Origin of the sequence: Amylibacter sp. IMCC11727 (genome assembly GCF_029854195.1) — a bacterium.
Classification (GTDB): domain Bacteria; phylum Pseudomonadota; class Alphaproteobacteria; order Rhodobacterales; family Rhodobacteraceae; genus Amylibacter.
Genome location: NZ_CP122960.1, coordinates 1,331,951 through 1,349,861 on the forward strand (window position 1 = coordinate 1,331,951; position 17,911 = coordinate 1,349,861).

The window sequence follows — 17,911 nt, forward strand, 5'->3', positions numbered from 1 at the left end:
TCTGTGTTTGATCCTATGCGCAACCGATCAACACCAAAGATAAGGCCGCATCATGGATCCGACCAACCGCCCCTTCCGTTCGCTTTTGTACATTCCAGGGTCTAAAACCCGCGCATTGGAAAAAGCACAAACCCTGGCAACGGACGGCATCATCTTCGATCTAGAAGATGCGGTGGCCGTTGATATGAAAGCAGATGCCCGCACATACGTTGCAGATGCGTTGCGTGACCTTGATTACGGAAACCGCGCTTTGATGGTGCGGGTCAACGGATTTGAAACGGATTGGTGCATGGACGATCTGAACGTCATCATGGACGCCAGCCCAGAAGCCATCCTCTTGCCCAAAGTGAACTCTGGCGCAGATGTGAAAAAGCTCGAAGCCATTTTGGATGATCACCCAAAGTGCAAAAACACCGCCATTTGGGCCATGATGGAAAGTCCACTGTCCATCCTGAACGCCCAAGACATCGCCAGTGCCTCCAAACGCATGAAGGGTATGGTGCTGGGGTCTAACGACCTGATCAAAGACCTGTTCGCCAAACACACCCAAGACCGCGAAGCCTTAATCACGTCGATGGGCATGTGCCTGCTGGCCGCCCGCGCTTATGGTTTGGTCTGTGTGGACGGGGTCCATAACGCGTTCCGCGACCAAGACGGCTTACGTATTTCCTGTATGCAGGGCCGCAATATCGGATTTGACGGTAAATCGCTTATTCACCCAGATCAGCTTTATGTGGCGAACGACATTTATCGCCCCTCCAAGGGTGAAATTGATCTGGCCAAACGTCAAATGGCCGCCTTTGAAGAAGCAGAAGCCTCTGGCAAGGGTATTGCGGTGCTTGATGGTCAAATTGTTGAGAATTTGCACATCGTTTCCGCTCGTGCTTTGCTTGCCAAAGCCGAGGCAATCGCTGCCTCTGAAAACTAAGGGGACTCTATGACACTGCTGCTGATTGGTTTGGGCGTTTGGACGCTCGTTCATTTCTGGAAACGCCTGTCGCCGAATACGCGCGCGGCTTTGGATGCAACGATGGGGCAGGGCCCCGCAAAAGGCGTGATCGCGCTTTTGCTCGTAGCCTCCATTGTGATGATGGTGCTGGGCTACCGCGCTGCGGAAAACCTGCATGTCTACACACCTATTGCCGGCATAGGCCACTTAAATAACCTCCTGATGCTGTTCTCGGTTATGTTGCTCGGCATGGGCAGCTCCAAAGGCAAAATGCGCTCATGGTTTCGCCATCCCATGTTGATGGGCGTCATCGTTTGGGCGGGGGCGCATTTACTGGTGAACGGCGATCTGGCGTCTGTGGTTCTGTTTGGGGGCATGGCGCTTTGGGCGCTGGTGCAAATGGCTTTAATCAATCGCGCTGTCCCCGTTTGGGACCGCCCCACCGCTGGGCCAATTTCAGGCGACATTCGCCTTATCATTATTGGCCTCGTTCTCTTTACCATCATCGCTGCCATCCACATCTGGCTAGGCCGCAATCCATTCTTGGGGACATATCCATGATCGTTTACCGCCTGATTACCGAAGACGACACATCGCAATTTTGCCACCGCGTGACCGAAGCTCTGTCCAAAGGCTGGTCGCTGCACGGCTCACCCTCTTATGCCTTTGATGGAGCCAACGGCGTAATGCGCTGCGCTCAGGCTGTCACCAAAGAAGCTGATGTTGAATACTCTAAAGATATGAAGTTGGGACAAGTATAATGGTCAAAACCAATCCGGGCCGCTTTTTCGAAGACTACACCGTCGGCGAAACCATCCAACATGCCGTGCCTCGTACGGTTTCAGGCGGTGAACGGGCGCTGTATCACGCGCTTTATCCCGCACGCCATGCGCTCTATTCCTCTGATGAATTTGCCAAAGCCTCTGGATTGCCAACGGCCCCCCTTGATGATCTGGCAGGCTTTCACGTGGTGTTTGGTAAAACCGTCCCTGATGTATCGCTGAACGCGCTGGCCAATCTTGGCTATGCCGAAGGGAAGTTCCTCAAACCCATCTACGCAGGGGATACCCTGCGCACCACATCCAAAGTCATCGGCCTGAAACAAAACTCCAATGGCAAATCTGGCGTGGTTTGGGTGCATTCTAAAGGCTTCAATCAAAACGACGATGTGGTCATCGACTACAAACGCTGGGTCATGGTGCGCAAACAGGATATGGACGCGCCCGCCCCAGAAACCGTGATCCCAGAATTGGCGAGCGTGATTGATCCGCAAGATCTCACGATCCCAGCAGGGCTCGATTTCACCAAATACGATTTCGCACTGGCAGGGGAACCGCACCGCGCCGCCGACTACAACGTGGGTGAAAAGATCAACCACGTGGACGGCGTCACAATCGAAGAAGCCGAACATATGATCGCCACACGCCTGTGGCAGAACACCGCCAAAGTGCATTTTGACACCTCCGCACGCCCCGATGGCACACGCCTTATCTATGGCGGTCATGTTATTTCCATGGCGCGGACGTTGTCTTTTAACGGCCTTGCCAATGCGCAAATGATTGCAGGCATCAACGCAGGCGCACATGTAAACCCTTGCCTTTCAGGCGATACGGTTCGCGCGTGGTCCGAAGTTTTGGACAAAGCGGATACAGACGCCCCCGGCGTCACAGCCCTGCGCTTACGCCTTGTGGCCACCAAAGGGGACAGCGCAAACATGGAACTGCGTGGCGAAGATGGCCGCTATCTGCCAGAGGTGCTTCTGGACCTCGACTATTGGGTGTTGATGCCGAGTTAAGCGCTTTGGATATTTAAGAAACAAAAAGGTGTAAAAGCGCGCGCCTCCTTTGCATCTTTTTGTTTTCAAAATATCCGCGCCGCAGGCATCCATCCCTTGCCCTGTGCGCCGAATTGCGATCACATGCGCGTATGACTGACCCCATCGTTGATCCGACCCAAATTGTCACCGCCGAAATCCTCGTGCCGTGTGATGATATTCGTATTGAAATGCCCTATTTTCAAAAGGCGCTGGGCTTTCGTCTGGATAAGATATTCCCCGCAGATGATCCAGCGGTTGCCATTCTATCAGGGCACGGCGTGCGGCTGCGGCTGGATCGGGATGCAGATGCGGCCCCTGTGGCATTGCGCTTTGCCTGTACGGATCCGAGTCTTCTGGCCCAAGGTCAAACAGACTTCAAAACGCCTTCGGGCAACACAGTTATCGCATTTCAGCATAACCCGCCCGTGTTCCAACCAGAAACACAACATGCCTTTGCCGTGCGGCGCCTCGCGGACGAAGCCCCATGGGTGATCGGGCGGGCAGGGATGCTTTATCGTGATTTGGTGCCAGATCGTCTGGGCGGTTCCATCATCGCCAGCCATATTCGCATCCCCGATGGTGGCCCTGTACCCGACATGGTGCATTACCACACGATTGGGTTTCAGCTGATCTATTGCTATCGCGGTTGGGTGCGGCTGGTATACGAAGATCAGGGGCCAGAGTTCATCCTGAATGCGGGCGATTGTGTCATTCAACCCCCAGAAATCCGCCACCGCGTGTTAGAAGCTTCCGACAACGTGGAAGTAGTGGAAATCGGCGTGCCCGCAGATCACGAAACCACCATTGAACACGACATGCAGCTGCCCAATGACACGGTGAACCCTGATCGCGTATTCTCGGGTCAGAAATTCGTGCGCCACCAATTGAAAGACGCATCTTGGCACCCTTGGCGCATCGCGGGGTTCGATCACCGAGACACAGGCATTTGTGATGGAACACAAGGGGTCGCAAGCGTACAGGTGGCGCGGTTCAACGGCCAGATACCCAAACCCACACAGCACGACAGCGACATCCTGTTTACCTTCGTGCTCGAAGGGGAAATGACCCTTACGGGCCAAGGCGACCCCCCTCGCAAACTTGCCCCAGGTGACGCATTTGTTGTGCCGCCCCATTTCACCACCACCTACAGCGAATGCTCGCCAGATTTGGAACTGCTCGAAGTATCCCTCCCAGGGCGGTTTGAAACCGTCGAGGTGTAAAGCATGAGTTTTGTGATCACGTATTTTTTCGGCGTGATCACAAATGATGCAATTTCCAGAAAATCGCGACGATTTGCGCTTTTGTGATTGCAAAATATTACGCGTTTCTCTGGGCAGTGGCCCTATTTATTGGTACACAATCGCTGACAAGCTGACCAAAGAGGGACCGTATGGCAGATGTGAACCGCGGCAATCGCCCGCTCTCACCCCACCTATCGATCTATCGCATGGCGATAACGATGCTGGTGTCGATTATGAACAGGATCACAGGTGCTGGTATGGCGCTGGCAGCGATCCTGATTGTGTGGTGGCTTATGGCCGCGGCGTCTGGGGCTGATTACTACGCCACAGTGAACGGCTTTCTCACCTCTTGGTTTGGCCTTTTGATCCTTGTGGGCTCGCTCTGGGCGCTCTGGTTCCACTTCTTGGGTGGCTTGCGCCATTTGTTCATGGATTTCGGGCTCGGCTATGAAATCAAAACCGTAAACATGACCGGATGGATCGTGCTGATTGGCAGCTTCGTGCTGACCGCGCTCAGCCTGATCTGCATCGTTTAAGGGGACTTTAGATATGTCTTACAAAACTGACCTTGGTCGCGTTATGGGGCTCGGCTCCGCACGCGAAGGTGTACATGAGTGGTGGTCATCCCGCGTGTTGTCTGTGGCGCTTATCCCGCTAACCATCCTGTTCCTCTGCTTTGTGGCTCCACTGATTGGCGAAGATCACGCAACCGTAGTGGCTGCTTTTCAGAACCCATTCAAAGCCATCGTTGTGATCCTGTTCCTGTTGATCGCGTTCAAACATCTGGCTGACGGGTTGAAAGAAATCATCGTGGACTATGTGCATGGGAAGGCAACTTTGCCGATCCTGTTGGTGACAACACGTTTGACCTGTTATTTCTTCGGTGCCGCTGGTGCGTTTGCCGTTGCCAAAATCGCCTTTGCTGGCTGATCGGAGACTGAATAAATGTCCGCTTACGAATATGTAGATCACACTTATGATGTTGTTGTTGTCGGCGCTGGTGGCGCTGGGCTGCGTGCCACGCTTGGCATGGCCGAACAGGGTCTGAAAACCGCCTGTATCTCCAAGGTGTTCCCAACACGGTCTCACACTGTTGCGGCCCAAGGGGGCATCGCGGCGTCCCTGTCGAACATGGGTCCAGACAATTGGCAATGGCACCTATATGACACGGTCAAAGGTTCCGATTGGCTCGGCGACACAGATGCGATGGAATATCTGGCGCGTGAAGCCCCAAAGGCGGTTTACGAGCTTGATCACTACGGGGTGCCGTTTTCACGCACCGAAGAGGGCAAGATTTACCAACGCCCATTTGGCGGCCACACCACCGAATTTGGCGAAGGCCCGCCCGTACAACGCACCTGCGCCGCTGCAGACCGGACAGGTCACGCGATCCTGCACACGCTGTACGGCCAATCCCTGAAAAACAACGCGGAATTCTTTATCGAATACTTCGCGCTTGATCTGATCATGACCGACGATGGCGAATGCCAAGGTGTGATCTGCTGGAAACTCGACGACGGCACAATCCATCGGTTCAACGCAAAAATGGTTGTTCTGGCCACGGGTGGCTATGGCCGCGCCTATTTCAGCGCCACATCCGCGCACACCTGCACAGGTGACGGCGGAGGCATGGTGGCCCGTCAGGGCTTGCCGCTGCAAGACATGGAATTCGTGCAATTCCACCCCACAGGTATTTACGGCTCAGGCTGTTTGATTACCGAAGGGGCACGTGGGGAAGGGGGCTATCTCACCAACTCCGAAGGCGAACGTTTCATGGAACGCTATGCGCCAACGTACAAAGACCTCGCATCCCGTGATGTTGTATCCCGCTGTATGACCATGGAAATCCGCGAAGGGCGCGGAATTGGGGCTGAAGGGGATCACATCCACCTGCACCTCAACCACCTGCCACCCGAAGCCTTGGCCGAACGTCTGCCTGGTATTTCCGAATCCGCGCGTATCTTTGCGGGTGTGGACGTGACCAAAGAGCCGATCCCTGTGCTGCCAACTGTGCATTACAATATGGGCGGCATTCCAACAAACTATTGGGGCGAGGTGCTCGATCCAACGGCAAAAGACCACGACAAGATTTTCCCGGGCCTGATGGCTGTGGGCGAAGCAGGCTGTGCCTCCGTTCATGGGGCAAACCGTCTTGGCTCCAACTCGCTCATCGACCTTGTGGTGTTTGGCCGCGCAGCCGCGATCAAAGCGGGTGAAATCGTTGATCCAAAATCCGCAAACCGCGACCTGAACATGGCAAGCGTTGAGGCCGCGATGGATCGTTTTGATGCAACCCGCAACGCATCAGGCAGCACAACAACGGCTGACCTGCGCTTGGAAATGCAAAAAAACATGCAGGCAGATGCAGCAGTGTTCCGCACCGATAAAACGTTGGCAGAAGGCCTCGAAAAGATGAAAGGTGTTGCAGCCAAACTTGATGACATCTCTGTCACAGACCGCTCCATGGTTTGGAACACAGACCTAATGGAAACGCTGGAACTGCAAAACCTGATGCCAAATGCGTTGGCCACCATTGCAGGGGCGGAAGCCCGCAAAGAAAGTCGTGGCGCACACGCACACGAAGATTACCCAGATCGCGACGATAAAAAGTGGCGCAAACACACGCTCGCTCGTGTGGATGGAAACAAGGTAAAGCTGACGTACCGAGATGTTCACATCGATCCTCTGACCGCAGAAAAGGACGGCGGAATCGAGCTGAAAAAGATCGCACCAAAGGCACGTGTCTACTAATCGCGCTTGGTTCGCTAAGATAGGGTGAAACACACACGCTCAAGCGTGAGAAAGAAGGACAGATGATTAAAAAATCGCTTACTTTTCTTGCCCTTGGCTTGGGTGTGTCCTTTGCAACGGCACCGCTTGCTGCGCAGAAAATCCCCGTTTCAGCGGCCATTGCACAATGCAAGGACCAGGCCAGATGGGACCAAAACGAAGTGATGGATGGCGGAACAGACCCCATCCAACATGCGCGTGGCAAATCCCATTTCCGCAGCTGTGTGTTTGCCAAGTCTGGTAAATACCCGCCCACTGAACGCAAATCAGGCATTACCATATCTGGGTCCGCCCGCATCGGTATCGTTGTCAAAAAATAAGGAGCAGAAGAATGAAATCATCTCGAATCCTAAAAGGCGCAGCAACGCTAACTTTGGCACTCGGTTTATTGCCCGTCGCGGTTGAGGCCCGAAATCAACTCACGTTGGACCAAGCCGTTCAAAAATGCACAGATCGCGCCATTCAATATGGCCGCAAACCCTATGGGCCCTTCGCAGACAGCCCACCCGATTACAAAGTGCAAACACAGTACCGCGCCTGCGTGTATGCCAATTCTGGGCAATATCCCACGGCTAAGGTGAAATACCGCGATTCCATTCTGACTTTGCTGCGGGATGCGTTTTGATGCGTGTTGCACTGGCACTCATCCCCTTGTCCGTCGGTCTGATGGCCTGCGAACCGCAGCCAACAGGAACCCCACGCATGTCCGCGGCCGAAGCGGAGGTGCATTGCACCCAACAGGCTGAACGATATGCAAACAAACCCTTGTTGATTGCGGATGAAAACGGGGTTGTGCAAGTGGGCCTACAAGCCGAACTGCCAGACAGCTTCATGGTCACCGACTTTTACAAACGGTGTTTCTTTGCCAACGCGAAACGGCGTCCCACATCCATCCCTAAATTGCCAGCATTTGGATAAAACACAGAATGGCAAAGGCGGCGTACAAGAACATCAAAATCATTTGGCACATGGGGTTCCAGAAAACGGGAACCACCAGTTTCCAATCCATTCTGCGCCGCAATTACGACCAATTGAGCGAAGAAATTGCCGTGTTTCCCAAACGCAAATGGACCCGCGCGGTGCAAGAGGCAGGTTTGGCCTTTTGGGCTGACCCCAATGCCAAAACGAAAAAGGCGCTGGAACAGGCCGCACAAGACATTCGCGCGGTCATCCGTGATGCAGAACGCACCTGTGGTGTGGTGTCTGATGAAAACATCATCGGCCTTGAACTTTATGACGACAAAGGTGGCATGATCGACATGGCCGCCGCCATTCTGCCCATTCTGGAAAAGGCCTGCGCACCCGCCACTTGTGAATTTGTGTTTTATACACGCGACTTTGATGGCTGGTTTAAAAGCGCCTATAATCAAGTGGTTAAACAGCTGCGTTGCCGTGCGGACTTTGACACTTGGGTGGCCAACGCCCCGTTTTCAACGGATTGGCAGGACCATCACGAACGCCTTTCCAGCGTTGTTGAATCCGATGTGCATTTTCGCGATATGAAACAGGATGCAGCCGATGACTTGCCTATTGGCGGCTATATTCTCCAGCTCGCAGGATTTGACGATGAAACACTGCGCAACTTGAATAAACCCGTGGGCCGCAACGAAAGCCTGTCTCCGGGCGCGCTCGGTTTCATGCTCGAATTGAACCGCTCCCATATGCACGACAACGGTCTTGATATCGTGCGCCGCAAAATGCTCAAAAATCCGGACGCGTTCACATGATGGCCCCCAAAACACTCATCGCGGCGGCGCTTGTCCTCGTAACAGCCTCTTGTGACACCGCCCAAGAAGCCGTGACCAAAGGCACACGCGATACCGCCAAAACCGTGGTCAACCAAGTGGTTGAAACGCGGTTTCCGGGCGTGAACGCTGCGCCCATCACAGACTGCATCATCGACAACGCATCGGTGAGTGAAATTCTGACCATTGCCAAAGCCTCGGTTGTTGGCATTCAACAAGATACGGTCGATACTGTGGTCGGTATCAGCCAAAGACCTGAAACAGCGGCGTGCATCGCCAAAAACAGCCTGAAATTGCTGGGCTAAAGGGAATAAAACTATGGTAGAACTCGCACTTCCAAAGAACTCTCGCATGACTGTCGGGAAAACATGGCCCAAACCAGAAGGCGCGACAAACGTGCGCGTGTTCAAGATTTATCGCTTTAACCCTGATACGGGTGAAAACCCGCGCGTGGACACTTATCACGTGGATATGGACACCTGTGGCCCGATGGTTCTGGATGCGCTGATCAAGATCAAAAACGAAATTGATCCAACACTCACCTTCCGCCGCTCCTGTCGCGAAGGCATTTGCGGATCGTGCGCCATGAACATCGACGGCATCAATACGCTGGCCTGTATCTACGGCATGGACGAAGTAAAGGGTGAGGTGAAAATCTATCCCCTGCCACACATGCCTGTGGTTAAGGACCTGATCCCAGACTTAACGCATTTCTATGCCCAGCACGCCTCCATCATGCCGTGGCTTGAAACCAAAACCAACCGCCCGCAAAAAGAATGGCGTCAGTCGATTGAGGATCGCAAGAAGCTCGACGGTCTGTATGAATGCGTGATGTGTGCGTCCTGCTCCGCATCTTGCCCATCTTACTGGTGGAATGGTGACAAATACCTCGGCCCAGCGGCGCTCTTGCACGCTTACCGTTGGATCATCGATTCACGGGATGAAGCCACGGGCGAGCGTTTGGATGATCTGCACGATCCGTTCAAACTATACCGCTGTCACACCATCATGAACTGCGCACAGACCTGCCCCAAGGGATTGAATCCTGCCAAAGCGATTGCAGAAATCAAGAAGATGATGGTCGAACGCACCATGTAAGACGTTCAAACGCAACGATAAAAGGCGTCGCATCTGCGGCGCCTTTTTTGTTTAAATACTGGTTTTTGCTGCCTCGGCCCATGACTGAACGGCGGCCTGATCGCTGCCACCGATCAGCAGATAAGCATATCCATCCGCTTTCCAACTCGCCGCAGCCAAACCGTTCATGGTTCGGGTTTCGACTGCTTCCTCTGTGGCGGAGTCCAATTTAATCACACACAGCGCCATTGGTTCCCCTGCGCCATTCACATAGGCGATTTGGATCAGCGGTTTGCCGTTGTAACCCAAAACCTGCGCACGTTTAAAATCAAGCCCGTCAATGGCTTGTACGCCCGTCAGGTCTTGTCCCACAACATCTGACACATTGGCCAATTGGGCCTGCCCGCTGGCCGCATCTGGAGAGGCAATCGCCAAAGTCGTCGGCACATAAAGCGCCTGATAACTGGCCGCCGCTTGCATCCAACTCAATGGTTTTTCTTGTTTATCAATGGAATACCCGCCAAACGCACCAAGCCCAAAGGCAAAAACCACCGCAGCCGCAGCCGCCAAGCCACCCCAGCGCCGCGCAGGGGCCATGGCCACAATATTCGGTTCCACGGCAGGGTTGATCGTTGGAACATCGATTAACGGCATCGCAGGGGCTTGGTCCATAAATGCGTCGAGCCCAGACTTCAAAGCACCCATTGGGACATCAAGAGCCGCCAAACGATCGTTCAGCGCAGGGTCAGACCCGAGCGCCGTTTCAATCGCTTTGACCAGCGCATCATCCGCTTCGCCGTCTAAAAACGCCGTAAGGTCTTCGTCTGTGAAATGCGGTGCATCTGTCATGTTTTCTCTCCCTCGATGTCCGAGGTTCGCGCTGCGATTGTCTTTCGGGCCGCGGCAAGACGGCTCATGATTGTGCCGATCGGAATCTCTAACATCTCCGCGGCTTCCTTGTAACTATACCCTTCAACATAAACCAACACCACGGTAACGCGCTGTGCTTCGGGAAGGGCCATCACAAAACGTAACACCTCAGCAGCCAAAATATTCGTTTCTGTGGACGGTTTTTCATCAATCAGGTCAAAATCTTCAACGGGAACCAAACCCCCACCGCGCCGCACGGCGTTTGCCCGTAAGTCGTTCAGCCATGTGCGCTGCGCAATCCGAAAAACCCAGCGGTCTAAATGGGTGCCCGCCTGAAATTGATCTGCCTTTTCAATGGCTTTGACCATAGCCGCTTGTGCCAAATCTCCCCCAGTATCGCGATTGCCGGCCAATGAAACGCAATAGCGCCAAAGGCGGGGATAAATTGCAGGCAGCCCATCGCGCACAGTTTTTTCATGGTCTGAAAGTCGAAGCATCGAATAAAATTGTCCTTTGCAGTGTTAAAGGGTCGATGGTGCTTTGATGTAAAGCCGCGAAAAAGTGTATCAGAGGTTCAACTGTGCAGTTTTCGGGGTCTTTCCCCAAAAGTCAAAGCATCATCACCCGAATGTTATGGAAATTCATGCCGTTGCGTCCAAAACCTCTGCAATGGCTGGTTTTTCCGTGCCCCTCGCGATAGCGTTTTGCAAATGTCGGAGGCACAGATGATCCAAACTTACAAAACAGATGTCTTGATCATTGGCGGCGGGCTCGCTGGGCTTGTGGCGGCCCACAAAGCGGCAGAGCGGGGCCGTAAAGTTATGATCCTTGATCAAGAAGGCGAACAATCTTTGGGTGGGCAGGCGTTTTGGTCACTGGGTGGTCTGTGCATGATCGACACGCCTGAACAGCGGCGCATGAAAATCCAAGACAGCCACGCGCTTGCAAAACAAGACTGGTACGGATCAGCACAATTTGACCGCGCAGAGGATGCTAATCCCAAAGCCTTTGCCGATGCTTATCTCGATTTTGCAGCAGGGGAAATGCGCCCTTGGTTACATAGCATCGGCATGCGCTGGTTCCCCGTTGTGGGCTGGGCGGAACGGGGCGGGGGCATGGCTCACGGGCACGGCAATTCGGTCCCACGCTTCCATCTGACATGGGGCACTGGCCCGGGTGTTGTGGCCCCATTTGAACGCTTGGTGCGCGAAGCGGCCAGCAAGGGGCAAGTTGAATTTGGTTTCCGCCACCGCGTCACGGGCATTGATTTAAAAGAAAAAACCGTCACGGGTGAAATACTGGAACCCACCAATGCAGAACGGGGTCAATCTACATCGCGTACCGTTGTCGGCGATTTCACCGCCAGCGCAGAAAGCATTGTCATCACTTCAGGCGGCATTGGCGGCGATCATGACGAGGTGCGCAAGCTGTGGCCCACAGATCGTCTTGGCCCCGCGCCCAAACGTATGGTGGCGGGTGTGCCTGACTATGTGGATGGTCAAATGCAACGCCTGACCAAAGCCGCGGGCGGAGGCACGATCAACGAAGACCGCATGTGGCATTACTGCGAAGGGGTGCAAAACTGGGATCCGATCTGGCCCAACCACGGCATTCGCATCCTGCCTGGTCCGTCATCTTTGTGGTTTGATGCGCTCGGCAATCGGATGGAAGCTCCTTACCTGCCCGGGTTTGACACGCTTGGCACGCTCAAACGCATCCTGTCTACTGGCCATGAACACAGCTGGTTTATTCTTACCCAAAAGATCATCGAAAAAGAATTCGCCCTGTCAGGATCTGAACAAAACCCCGATTTCACCTCTGGCAAATGGATTGAGGTGCTGAAATCCCGTCTTGGCAAAGGGGCCACGGCACCCGTCGAAGCCTTCAAAAAACATGGCGAAGATTTCGTGGTGCGCGACACGTTGGAACAATTGGTCGAGGGCATGAACCAAATCACCCCTGATACGCCGCTCAATCTGGATCATATCCGTGATCAGATTGTTGCGCGGGATCGGGAAATGACCAATACTTTCACCAAAGATGCGCAAGTCACGGCCATCCACGGCGCACGGAATTATCGCGGAGATAAGTTGATCCGCACCGCCAAACCGCATGAGATTTTGGACCCGACAGCGGGGCCATTGATCGCGGTGCGCCTGAACGTGCTGACCCGAAAATCTCTTGGTGGATTGCATACCAACCTCAAATCCCAACTGCTCGATGATAAGGGCGAAGTGATCGAAGGCATCTATGCTGCGGGGGAAGTTTGCGGCTTTGGCGGCGGCGGCTATCACGGCTATAACGCGCTCGAAGGGACGTTTTTGGGCGGTTGTATCTTCTCGGGCAAAATCGCGGGCGAAAACGCCTAAACCATGAACAAACCTTTAACGCCGACACGTCCAAATGGACGTGTCGGCGTTCAGAATTCATTTACCGATAAATCTTGCTTGGCCGCGGGTCCACATACCCGCGCAGCCGATCCGCAGCATTGCGGGCAAACTTCAACAGCATCTTTTTGCGCCGCGCAGCTGCCAATTTATGTTCTGGGGCAGGGCGGATAATCTCTGCGTCATAGGCATCCGCGATGATCAGACCCGTATCCTGAGGGAGTAATTCCGTCGGAAAATCAGGAGGCACAGCCCAGAAAAATCGATCACACCAGTCCAGATACCCCTGCCATTTATTGTCTGACATGAAATCGGCGCGGCTGGATTTGCATTCTACCACCCAGATTTCCGATTTCGGCCCCAGTGCCATCAAGTCCACACGCAAGCCAGACGTGGGCACAAATTCCTCTAGGCAGATAAAATTGTGCTGACGCAAATGTCGTGCAGTGCCACGGGCGATCAATTGACCAGCTTGCAAAGGGGGTAAAGAATCCATAACCAAAGTATGAACAAAAAGTGAACATATCGTCAAGCCCAGCTGCCCTTGTTCTTTGCCCCCCAACGCCCTAAGTGTGGGGCAGGCGGGTTCTGCCCTTCTCGTGCCGAAGTTCTATTCCATTGGCCAATAAGTTCCTTGAGGGAGCTGGCTCTGCGACTGACCCTGGTCTATCGTATCCGGCGCCCACCTGTTAAATCAGGCTCTTGGGGATACACACACTTCGACGGCTGTGCTGCGAATGCGGTTTAGTGGTCCCGCCGCTTTTCACCTTTGATTTATCGTTTTTGACTGGCGATTTCGCCTTCGGCGAGGATATTTAAGCTCAAAAGAAAAAGGGGGCGGTATGTCTATTGCAAAGAAAAAAACCGAGGCACGGACCAAAGCGTTCGCGGCGCGCAAGGCCGTGTTTGACACAGGGTTGGATCAGGATGCCAACCGCAACTTGATCGGGCAATTGGCGCTGTACCGTGATGCGCAGATCATTTCCGCCTATATGCCGATCCGCACCGAAGTCTCCCCCATTGCAACAATGACAATCCTACATGGACAAGACAAACGCATTTGCGTGCCTGTGATCCAAGGAAACGGCCAACCGCTGTTGTTCCAAGAATGGACCCCTGATGTAGAAATGATCGACGGGCCCTTCGGTGCCTCTGTGCCTGCCAGTGGTGAATTTCTGGAACCCGATGTGCTGATCACGCCGTTGCTGGCGTTTGATCGCAAAGGATATCGTTTGGGATATGGTGGTGGGTTTTATGATCGCAGTTTTGCGGAACTCTCTGCCAAAAAACCGGTGATCGGCGTCGGCTTTGCCTATTCCGCGCAAGAGGTAAAACGCGTGCCGACCGAAAAAACGGATCATCGTCTAAACGCGATTGTCACCGAAGCGGATGTGATCCGTCTTTAATCACCGCTTGATCGTTTTGGCGGGGCGGCGTATCGCTGGCCTATGAAGATATTGTTTCTAGGCGATGTGATGGGCCGCGCTGGACGCCGTGCCATTACCGAACGACTCCCCAAACTGCGGGCCGAGTGGAAGCTCGATTTCGTTGTGGTGAATGCAGAAAATTCCACCAGCGGCATGGGGCTCAATCGGGCCCATGCGAAACTGCTGCTTGATGCGGGGGCGGATTGCCTCACGCTCGGGGATCATGCGTTTGATCAAAAGGAAATGCTGACCTTTATCGAACAGGAACCGCGCATCATTCGCCCGCTGAACTATGCCAACACACCCGCACCCGGCAAAGGCGCACGTATGTTCACCGCGCAAAATGGGCGCAAAGTGTTTGTGGCACAGGCCCTTGGCCAAGTGTTCATGAAGAAACCCTTCGCCGATCCGTTTTCCGCCCTTGATGCGGCGCTCAAATCTGCCCCGCGTGGCGGTATGGCCGATGCGGTGATTGTAGATTTCCACGCTGAGGTGACATCCGAAAAGATGGGCATGGGCCACTGGCTCGATGGGCGCGCATCCCTTGTGGTTGGCACGCACACGCATGTGCCCACATCCGATACAATGATCCTGCCAAAAGGCACGGCGTTTCAATCCGATGCAGGCATGTGTGGAGATTATCATTCCGTCATTGGCATGGAAAAAACCGAACCCCTGCGCCGCTTTGTAACGGGCATGGTCAAGGAACGTTTCACCCCCGCCAATGGCGAGGCAACCCTGTCAGGTGTTTATGTGGAAACCGATGATCGCACAGGGGCCGCCACCAAGGTTATTCCTGTGCGCAATGGCGGCCAATTGGCCCAAAGCGGCCCCACCTAATGACCCGCCTGTTACCCGTTCTGTGCCTGATTGGCATGGGTATTGCTTGGGGGCTGTCGATGCCAATGACCAAACTGGCGGTCAGCACAGGGCATGGCCATTTTGGCATTATCGTCTGGCAACTGGTTCTTGTGGCACTGTTGATGCTCGTACCGCTCGTGATGCGGCGTGGCCGCCCCAAAGTTGGATTGCGTCACCTGCGCTTGCTGATTTTCGTCGCGTTCTTTGGCACAATGATCCCCAATTCCATGTCCTATATCGCCGCCGCGGAACTGCCCTCAGGGGTTATGGCGATCATTATGTCCCTTATTCCTATGTCTTCTTTGCCCATAGCCCTGATCTGGGGGCTGGAACGGTTTGATTGGGTGCGCTTGTGCGGATTGATCTTTGGCGCCGTGGCCATGGTGGTTCTGATCGGCCCAAGCACCAGCCTACCAAATCCGGCCGCTGCGCCGTTCGTTCTGGTCGCTGCCCTGTCCACAATTTGCTACGGGATCGAAGGAAACTACGTGGCGAAATTTGGTCTAGGTGGCTTAGATGTGGTGCAGGTTCTGTTTTACTCCTCTCTTGTGGGGCTCATCATTATCACACCTGTGGCCCTGATGACGGGGCAGTATTACAATCCAATCCCAATTTTCGGCCTGCCTGAAAAGGCGCTGATTGTTTCTTCTGTTGGTCACGGTATCGCCTATGCCTGTTACATCTGGCTTGTGGGCCGCACGGGCCCCGTGTTTGCGGCGCAAGTGTCTTATATCGTGACAATTGCTGGGGTCGTTTTGTCGATGATCCTGCTCGGAGAGCGGTATTCTGGCTATATTTGGCTGGCACTGGCTTTGGTCCTGATTGGCTTGTTTTTGGTCCAACCCAAAACACAAGAGCAAGATCAGGCCAAAGAACGGGCCAAAGAACAGGGTTGAGGCCGCGACCCACCTGCGGCACAGTTAATCGAATTCAGTAGGGGACCCGAATGCTGGCAGATGTAATCCCACAGGCAACCCACGCGTGGCTGTCCCTTGGCGTTGTGGCCGTGATGTTCACGCTGTTTATCCGCGAAAGCTATCCCACCGAGGTGGTCGCCATTGGCGGTGTGGCGTTTCTGCTGTTTTCGGGGGTTCTGCCCTATGACACGGCGCTAACAGTGTTCTCAAACCCCGCACCTTGGACCATTGCCGCCATGTTTATTCTGTCAGGGGCTTTGGTGCGCACGGGCGCGCTTTACTCCCTGTCCACTTGGGTCACAACGGCGGGGGAAAAGAACCCTAAAACCGTCATGGCGGGGCTTGCGGTGTTTACCGTTGTGGCCAGTGCTTTTATGAACAACACACCAGTGGTGGTTGTCCTGATCCCCGTGGCGCTGCAATTGGCCCGAATGATGGGACTCAAGGCGTCTAAACTCCTGATCCCGCTCAGCTATATGGCGATTTTTGGCGGCATGCTGACCCTGATTGGCACCTCCACCAATCTGCTGGTGGATGGTGTTGCCCGCGCCAACGGGCTTCAGGCGTTTACCCTGTTCGAAGTCACTCCCATGGCCGCAATCCTAGCGGTTTACGGCGCGATTTACCTCATTATCTTTGCCCCGCGCTTGTTGCCAGATCGCGAAACCATGGCCGAAATGCTGCGCGATAAATCCTCCATGAAATTCATCACCGAAGTGGTGATCCCAGAAGACAGCGCGCTCATCGGCGAAACCCCCTTCGCGGTCGAAGCGTTCAAACGGGATGGGGGCCGTGTGATGGATGTGCTACGCAACGACAACACAATGCGCTTTCAATTCCCCAATGTAGTTTTGGAAGCAGGGGACCGCGTGGTCCTGCGCACCCGCATCACCGAACTGCTCGGTCTAAAGGAAAACAAAGAAGTCATCCTCGCTGACAAAGTTTCCCACCGCGAAACCACCACGGTCGAGGCGCTGATCACGCCCGGCTGTCGCATGATCGGACGGCGCATTTCCGCATTAAACCTGCGCCGCCGTTTCGGCGTTTACCCAATGGCGGTGCATCGCAGAAACCAAAACTTAGGCCGCGAAGTGGGCGAAATTGTCCTGCAAGTGGGCGATACGCTGCTGCTCGAAGGAGCACCAAAAGACATCCAAACACTGGCCACAGAAATGGAACTGATCGACCTCGCCATGCCAGAGGCCCGCCCATTCCGTCGTGCTTTTGCCCCTATTGTAATCCTGTCCCTAGCAGGTGTTGTGATCCTATCGGCCCTTGGCGTTGCGCCCATTTTTGCCCTTGGCCTCGTTGGTGTGGCCATTGTGCTGTTCACCAAATGTATCGACGCGGACGAAGCCTTCGCCTCCGTCGACGGACGCCTGCTTGCGCTCATCTTCTCCATGCTTGGCATCGGCGCGGCTTTGCAACAATCAGGGGCGGTTGCCCTCATAGCAAACGCCGTTGCGCCCATGTTGCATGGCCTGCCACCGTTCTTTGTAATCTGGGCGATTTACCTGCTCACTTCGGTCCTCACAGAACTGGTCAGTAACAACGCCGTCGCCGTGGTTGTCACTCCCATCGCCATCGCGCTCGGTGCACAGCTTGGCATGGACCCACGCCCCCTCGTCATTGCCGTCATGGTCGCCGCCTCTGCCAGCTTCGCCACGCCCATCGGCTATCAAACTAACACATTGGTCTATTCCCCAGGCGGCTACGCGTTCACGGATTTCATGAAGATCGGCATCCCCCTGAACATCACAGTTGGGATATTGGCGAGTGCGCTTATTCCGCTGTTCTGGGAGTTGTGACCGCCAAAAGGGCGCAAGCTACG

At 54.4% G+C, this 17,911-nt stretch carries 22 protein-coding genes; 19 read left to right on the plus strand and 3 right to left on the minus strand.

Annotated features, from left to right (window positions below; all coding sequences use genetic code 11):
• Positions 1-52: 52 nt before the first annotated feature.
• The 14 genes from QBD29_RS06840 (at position 53) to QBD29_RS06905 (ending at position 9,639) form a co-directional block, all read left to right on the plus strand.
• Positions 53-928 (plus strand): CoA ester lyase, encoded by an 876-nt coding sequence (locus tag QBD29_RS06840; RefSeq protein WP_280100550.1) that lies wholly within the window; start codon positions 53-55, stop codon positions 926-928.
• Between the two features lie 9 nt (positions 929-937).
• Positions 938-1,510: an NnrU family protein gene (locus QBD29_RS06845; protein ID WP_280100551.1), complete on the plus strand. Its 573-nt coding sequence runs from the start codon at positions 938-940 to the stop codon at positions 1,508-1,510.
• Complete coding sequence (locus QBD29_RS06850; RefSeq protein ID WP_280100552.1) at positions 1,507-1,710, plus strand: DUF1737 domain-containing protein; 204 nt, start codon at positions 1,507-1,509, stop codon at positions 1,708-1,710. The genes QBD29_RS06845 and QBD29_RS06850 overlap by 4 nt, the downstream gene beginning before the upstream one ends.
• The gene (locus tag QBD29_RS06855; protein WP_280100553.1) at positions 1,710-2,744 is read left to right on the plus strand and encodes a MaoC family dehydratase; all 1,035 of its coding nucleotides are present in this window, start codon (positions 1,710-1,712) and stop codon (positions 2,742-2,744) included. The genes QBD29_RS06850 and QBD29_RS06855 overlap by 1 nt, the downstream gene beginning before the upstream one ends.
• Positions 2,745-2,875: 131 nt before the next feature.
• A complete protein-coding gene (locus QBD29_RS06860; RefSeq protein ID WP_280100554.1) occupies positions 2,876-3,985 on the plus strand; it encodes a cupin domain-containing protein in 1,110 nt (369 codons plus the stop codon).
• A gap of 170 nt (positions 3,986-4,155) precedes the next feature.
• A complete protein-coding gene (sdhC, locus tag QBD29_RS06865) occupies positions 4,156-4,542 on the plus strand; it encodes a succinate dehydrogenase, cytochrome b556 subunit (protein WP_280100555.1) in 387 nt (128 codons plus the stop codon).
• A 13-nt stretch (positions 4,543-4,555) separates the two neighbouring features.
• The gene (gene sdhD, locus QBD29_RS06870; RefSeq protein WP_280100556.1) at positions 4,556-4,936 is read left to right on the plus strand and encodes a succinate dehydrogenase, hydrophobic membrane anchor protein; all 381 of its coding nucleotides are present in this window, start codon (positions 4,556-4,558) and stop codon (positions 4,934-4,936) included.
• A 15-nt stretch (positions 4,937-4,951) separates the two neighbouring features.
• Positions 4,952-6,757, plus strand: a complete 1,806-nt coding sequence (gene sdhA / locus QBD29_RS06875; protein ID WP_280100557.1) for a succinate dehydrogenase flavoprotein subunit — start codon at positions 4,952-4,954, stop codon at positions 6,755-6,757.
• 62 nt (positions 6,758-6,819) lie between these two features.
• Positions 6,820-7,116 carry a hypothetical protein gene (locus tag QBD29_RS06880; protein ID WP_280100558.1) on the plus strand — a complete coding sequence of 99 codons (297 nt, stop codon included), beginning with the start codon at positions 6,820-6,822 and terminating at the stop codon, positions 7,114-7,116.
• Positions 7,117-7,127: 11 nt separating this feature from the next.
• On the plus strand, positions 7,128-7,421 hold the full coding sequence (locus QBD29_RS06885; protein ID WP_280100559.1) for a hypothetical protein: 294 nt from the start codon (positions 7,128-7,130) through the stop codon (positions 7,419-7,421).
• A complete protein-coding gene (locus QBD29_RS06890; RefSeq protein WP_280100560.1) occupies positions 7,421-7,714 on the plus strand; it encodes a hypothetical protein in 294 nt (97 codons plus the stop codon). Before QBD29_RS06885 ends, QBD29_RS06890 begins: the two co-directional genes overlap by 1 nt.
• An 8-nt stretch (positions 7,715-7,722) precedes the next feature.
• A complete protein-coding gene (locus QBD29_RS06895; RefSeq protein ID WP_280100561.1) occupies positions 7,723-8,523 on the plus strand; it encodes a hypothetical protein in 801 nt (266 codons plus the stop codon).
• On the plus strand, positions 8,520-8,846 hold the full coding sequence (locus QBD29_RS06900; RefSeq protein ID WP_280100562.1) for a succinate dehydrogenase: 327 nt from the start codon (positions 8,520-8,522) through the stop codon (positions 8,844-8,846). The genes QBD29_RS06895 and QBD29_RS06900 overlap by 4 nt, the downstream gene beginning before the upstream one ends.
• Before the next feature lie 13 nt (positions 8,847-8,859).
• Positions 8,860-9,639, plus strand: coding sequence for a succinate dehydrogenase iron-sulfur subunit (locus QBD29_RS06905; RefSeq protein ID WP_280100563.1), 780 nt, complete (start codon positions 8,860-8,862; stop codon positions 9,637-9,639).
• A gap of 51 nt (positions 9,640-9,690) precedes the next feature.
• On the opposite strand, the gene QBD29_RS06910 is transcribed toward QBD29_RS06905, so the two are convergent.
• Together QBD29_RS06910 and QBD29_RS06915 are read right to left on the minus strand one after the other, a co-directional pair.
• Positions 9,691-10,467 (minus strand): hypothetical protein, encoded by a 777-nt coding sequence (locus tag QBD29_RS06910; protein WP_280100564.1) that lies wholly within the window; start codon positions 10,465-10,467, stop codon positions 9,691-9,693.
• Complete coding sequence (locus tag QBD29_RS06915; protein ID WP_280100565.1) at positions 10,464-10,985, minus strand: RNA polymerase sigma factor; 522 nt, start codon at positions 10,983-10,985, stop codon at positions 10,464-10,466. Before QBD29_RS06915 ends, QBD29_RS06910 begins: the two co-directional genes overlap by 4 nt.
• A gap of 228 nt (positions 10,986-11,213) precedes the next feature.
• Between QBD29_RS06915 and QBD29_RS06920 the strand changes: the two genes are divergently transcribed.
• On the plus strand, positions 11,214-12,857 hold the full coding sequence (locus tag QBD29_RS06920) for an FAD-binding dehydrogenase (RefSeq protein ID WP_280100566.1): 1,644 nt from the start codon (positions 11,214-11,216) through the stop codon (positions 12,855-12,857).
• A gap of 61 nt (positions 12,858-12,918) precedes the next feature.
• Here QBD29_RS06920 and QBD29_RS06925 read toward each other — a convergent pair whose 3' ends face one another.
• Complete coding sequence (locus tag QBD29_RS06925; protein WP_280100567.1) at positions 12,919-13,371, minus strand: MmcB family DNA repair protein; 453 nt, start codon at positions 13,369-13,371, stop codon at positions 12,919-12,921.
• A 346-nt stretch (positions 13,372-13,717) separates the two neighbouring features.
• Between QBD29_RS06925 and QBD29_RS06930 the strand changes: the two genes are divergently transcribed.
• From QBD29_RS06930 to QBD29_RS06945, 4 genes are read left to right on the plus strand one after another with little or no spacing between them, the layout of a single operon-like run.
• On the plus strand, positions 13,718-14,281 hold the full coding sequence (locus tag QBD29_RS06930) for a 5-formyltetrahydrofolate cyclo-ligase (protein WP_280100568.1): 564 nt from the start codon (positions 13,718-13,720) through the stop codon (positions 14,279-14,281).
• Positions 14,282-14,323: 42 nt separating this feature from the next.
• Entirely contained in the window at positions 14,324-15,142 is an 819-nt protein-coding gene (locus tag QBD29_RS06935; protein WP_280100569.1) for a TIGR00282 family metallophosphoesterase, read from the plus strand.
• Positions 15,142-16,059, plus strand: coding sequence for a DMT family transporter (locus tag QBD29_RS06940; protein WP_280100570.1), 918 nt, complete (start codon positions 15,142-15,144; stop codon positions 16,057-16,059). Before QBD29_RS06935 ends, QBD29_RS06940 begins: the two co-directional genes overlap by 1 nt.
• 50 nt (positions 16,060-16,109) lie before the next feature.
• Positions 16,110-17,888: an SLC13 family permease gene (locus tag QBD29_RS06945; RefSeq protein WP_280100571.1), complete on the plus strand. Its 1,779-nt coding sequence runs from the start codon at positions 16,110-16,112 to the stop codon at positions 17,886-17,888.
• Positions 17,889-17,911: the final 23 nt, after the last annotated feature.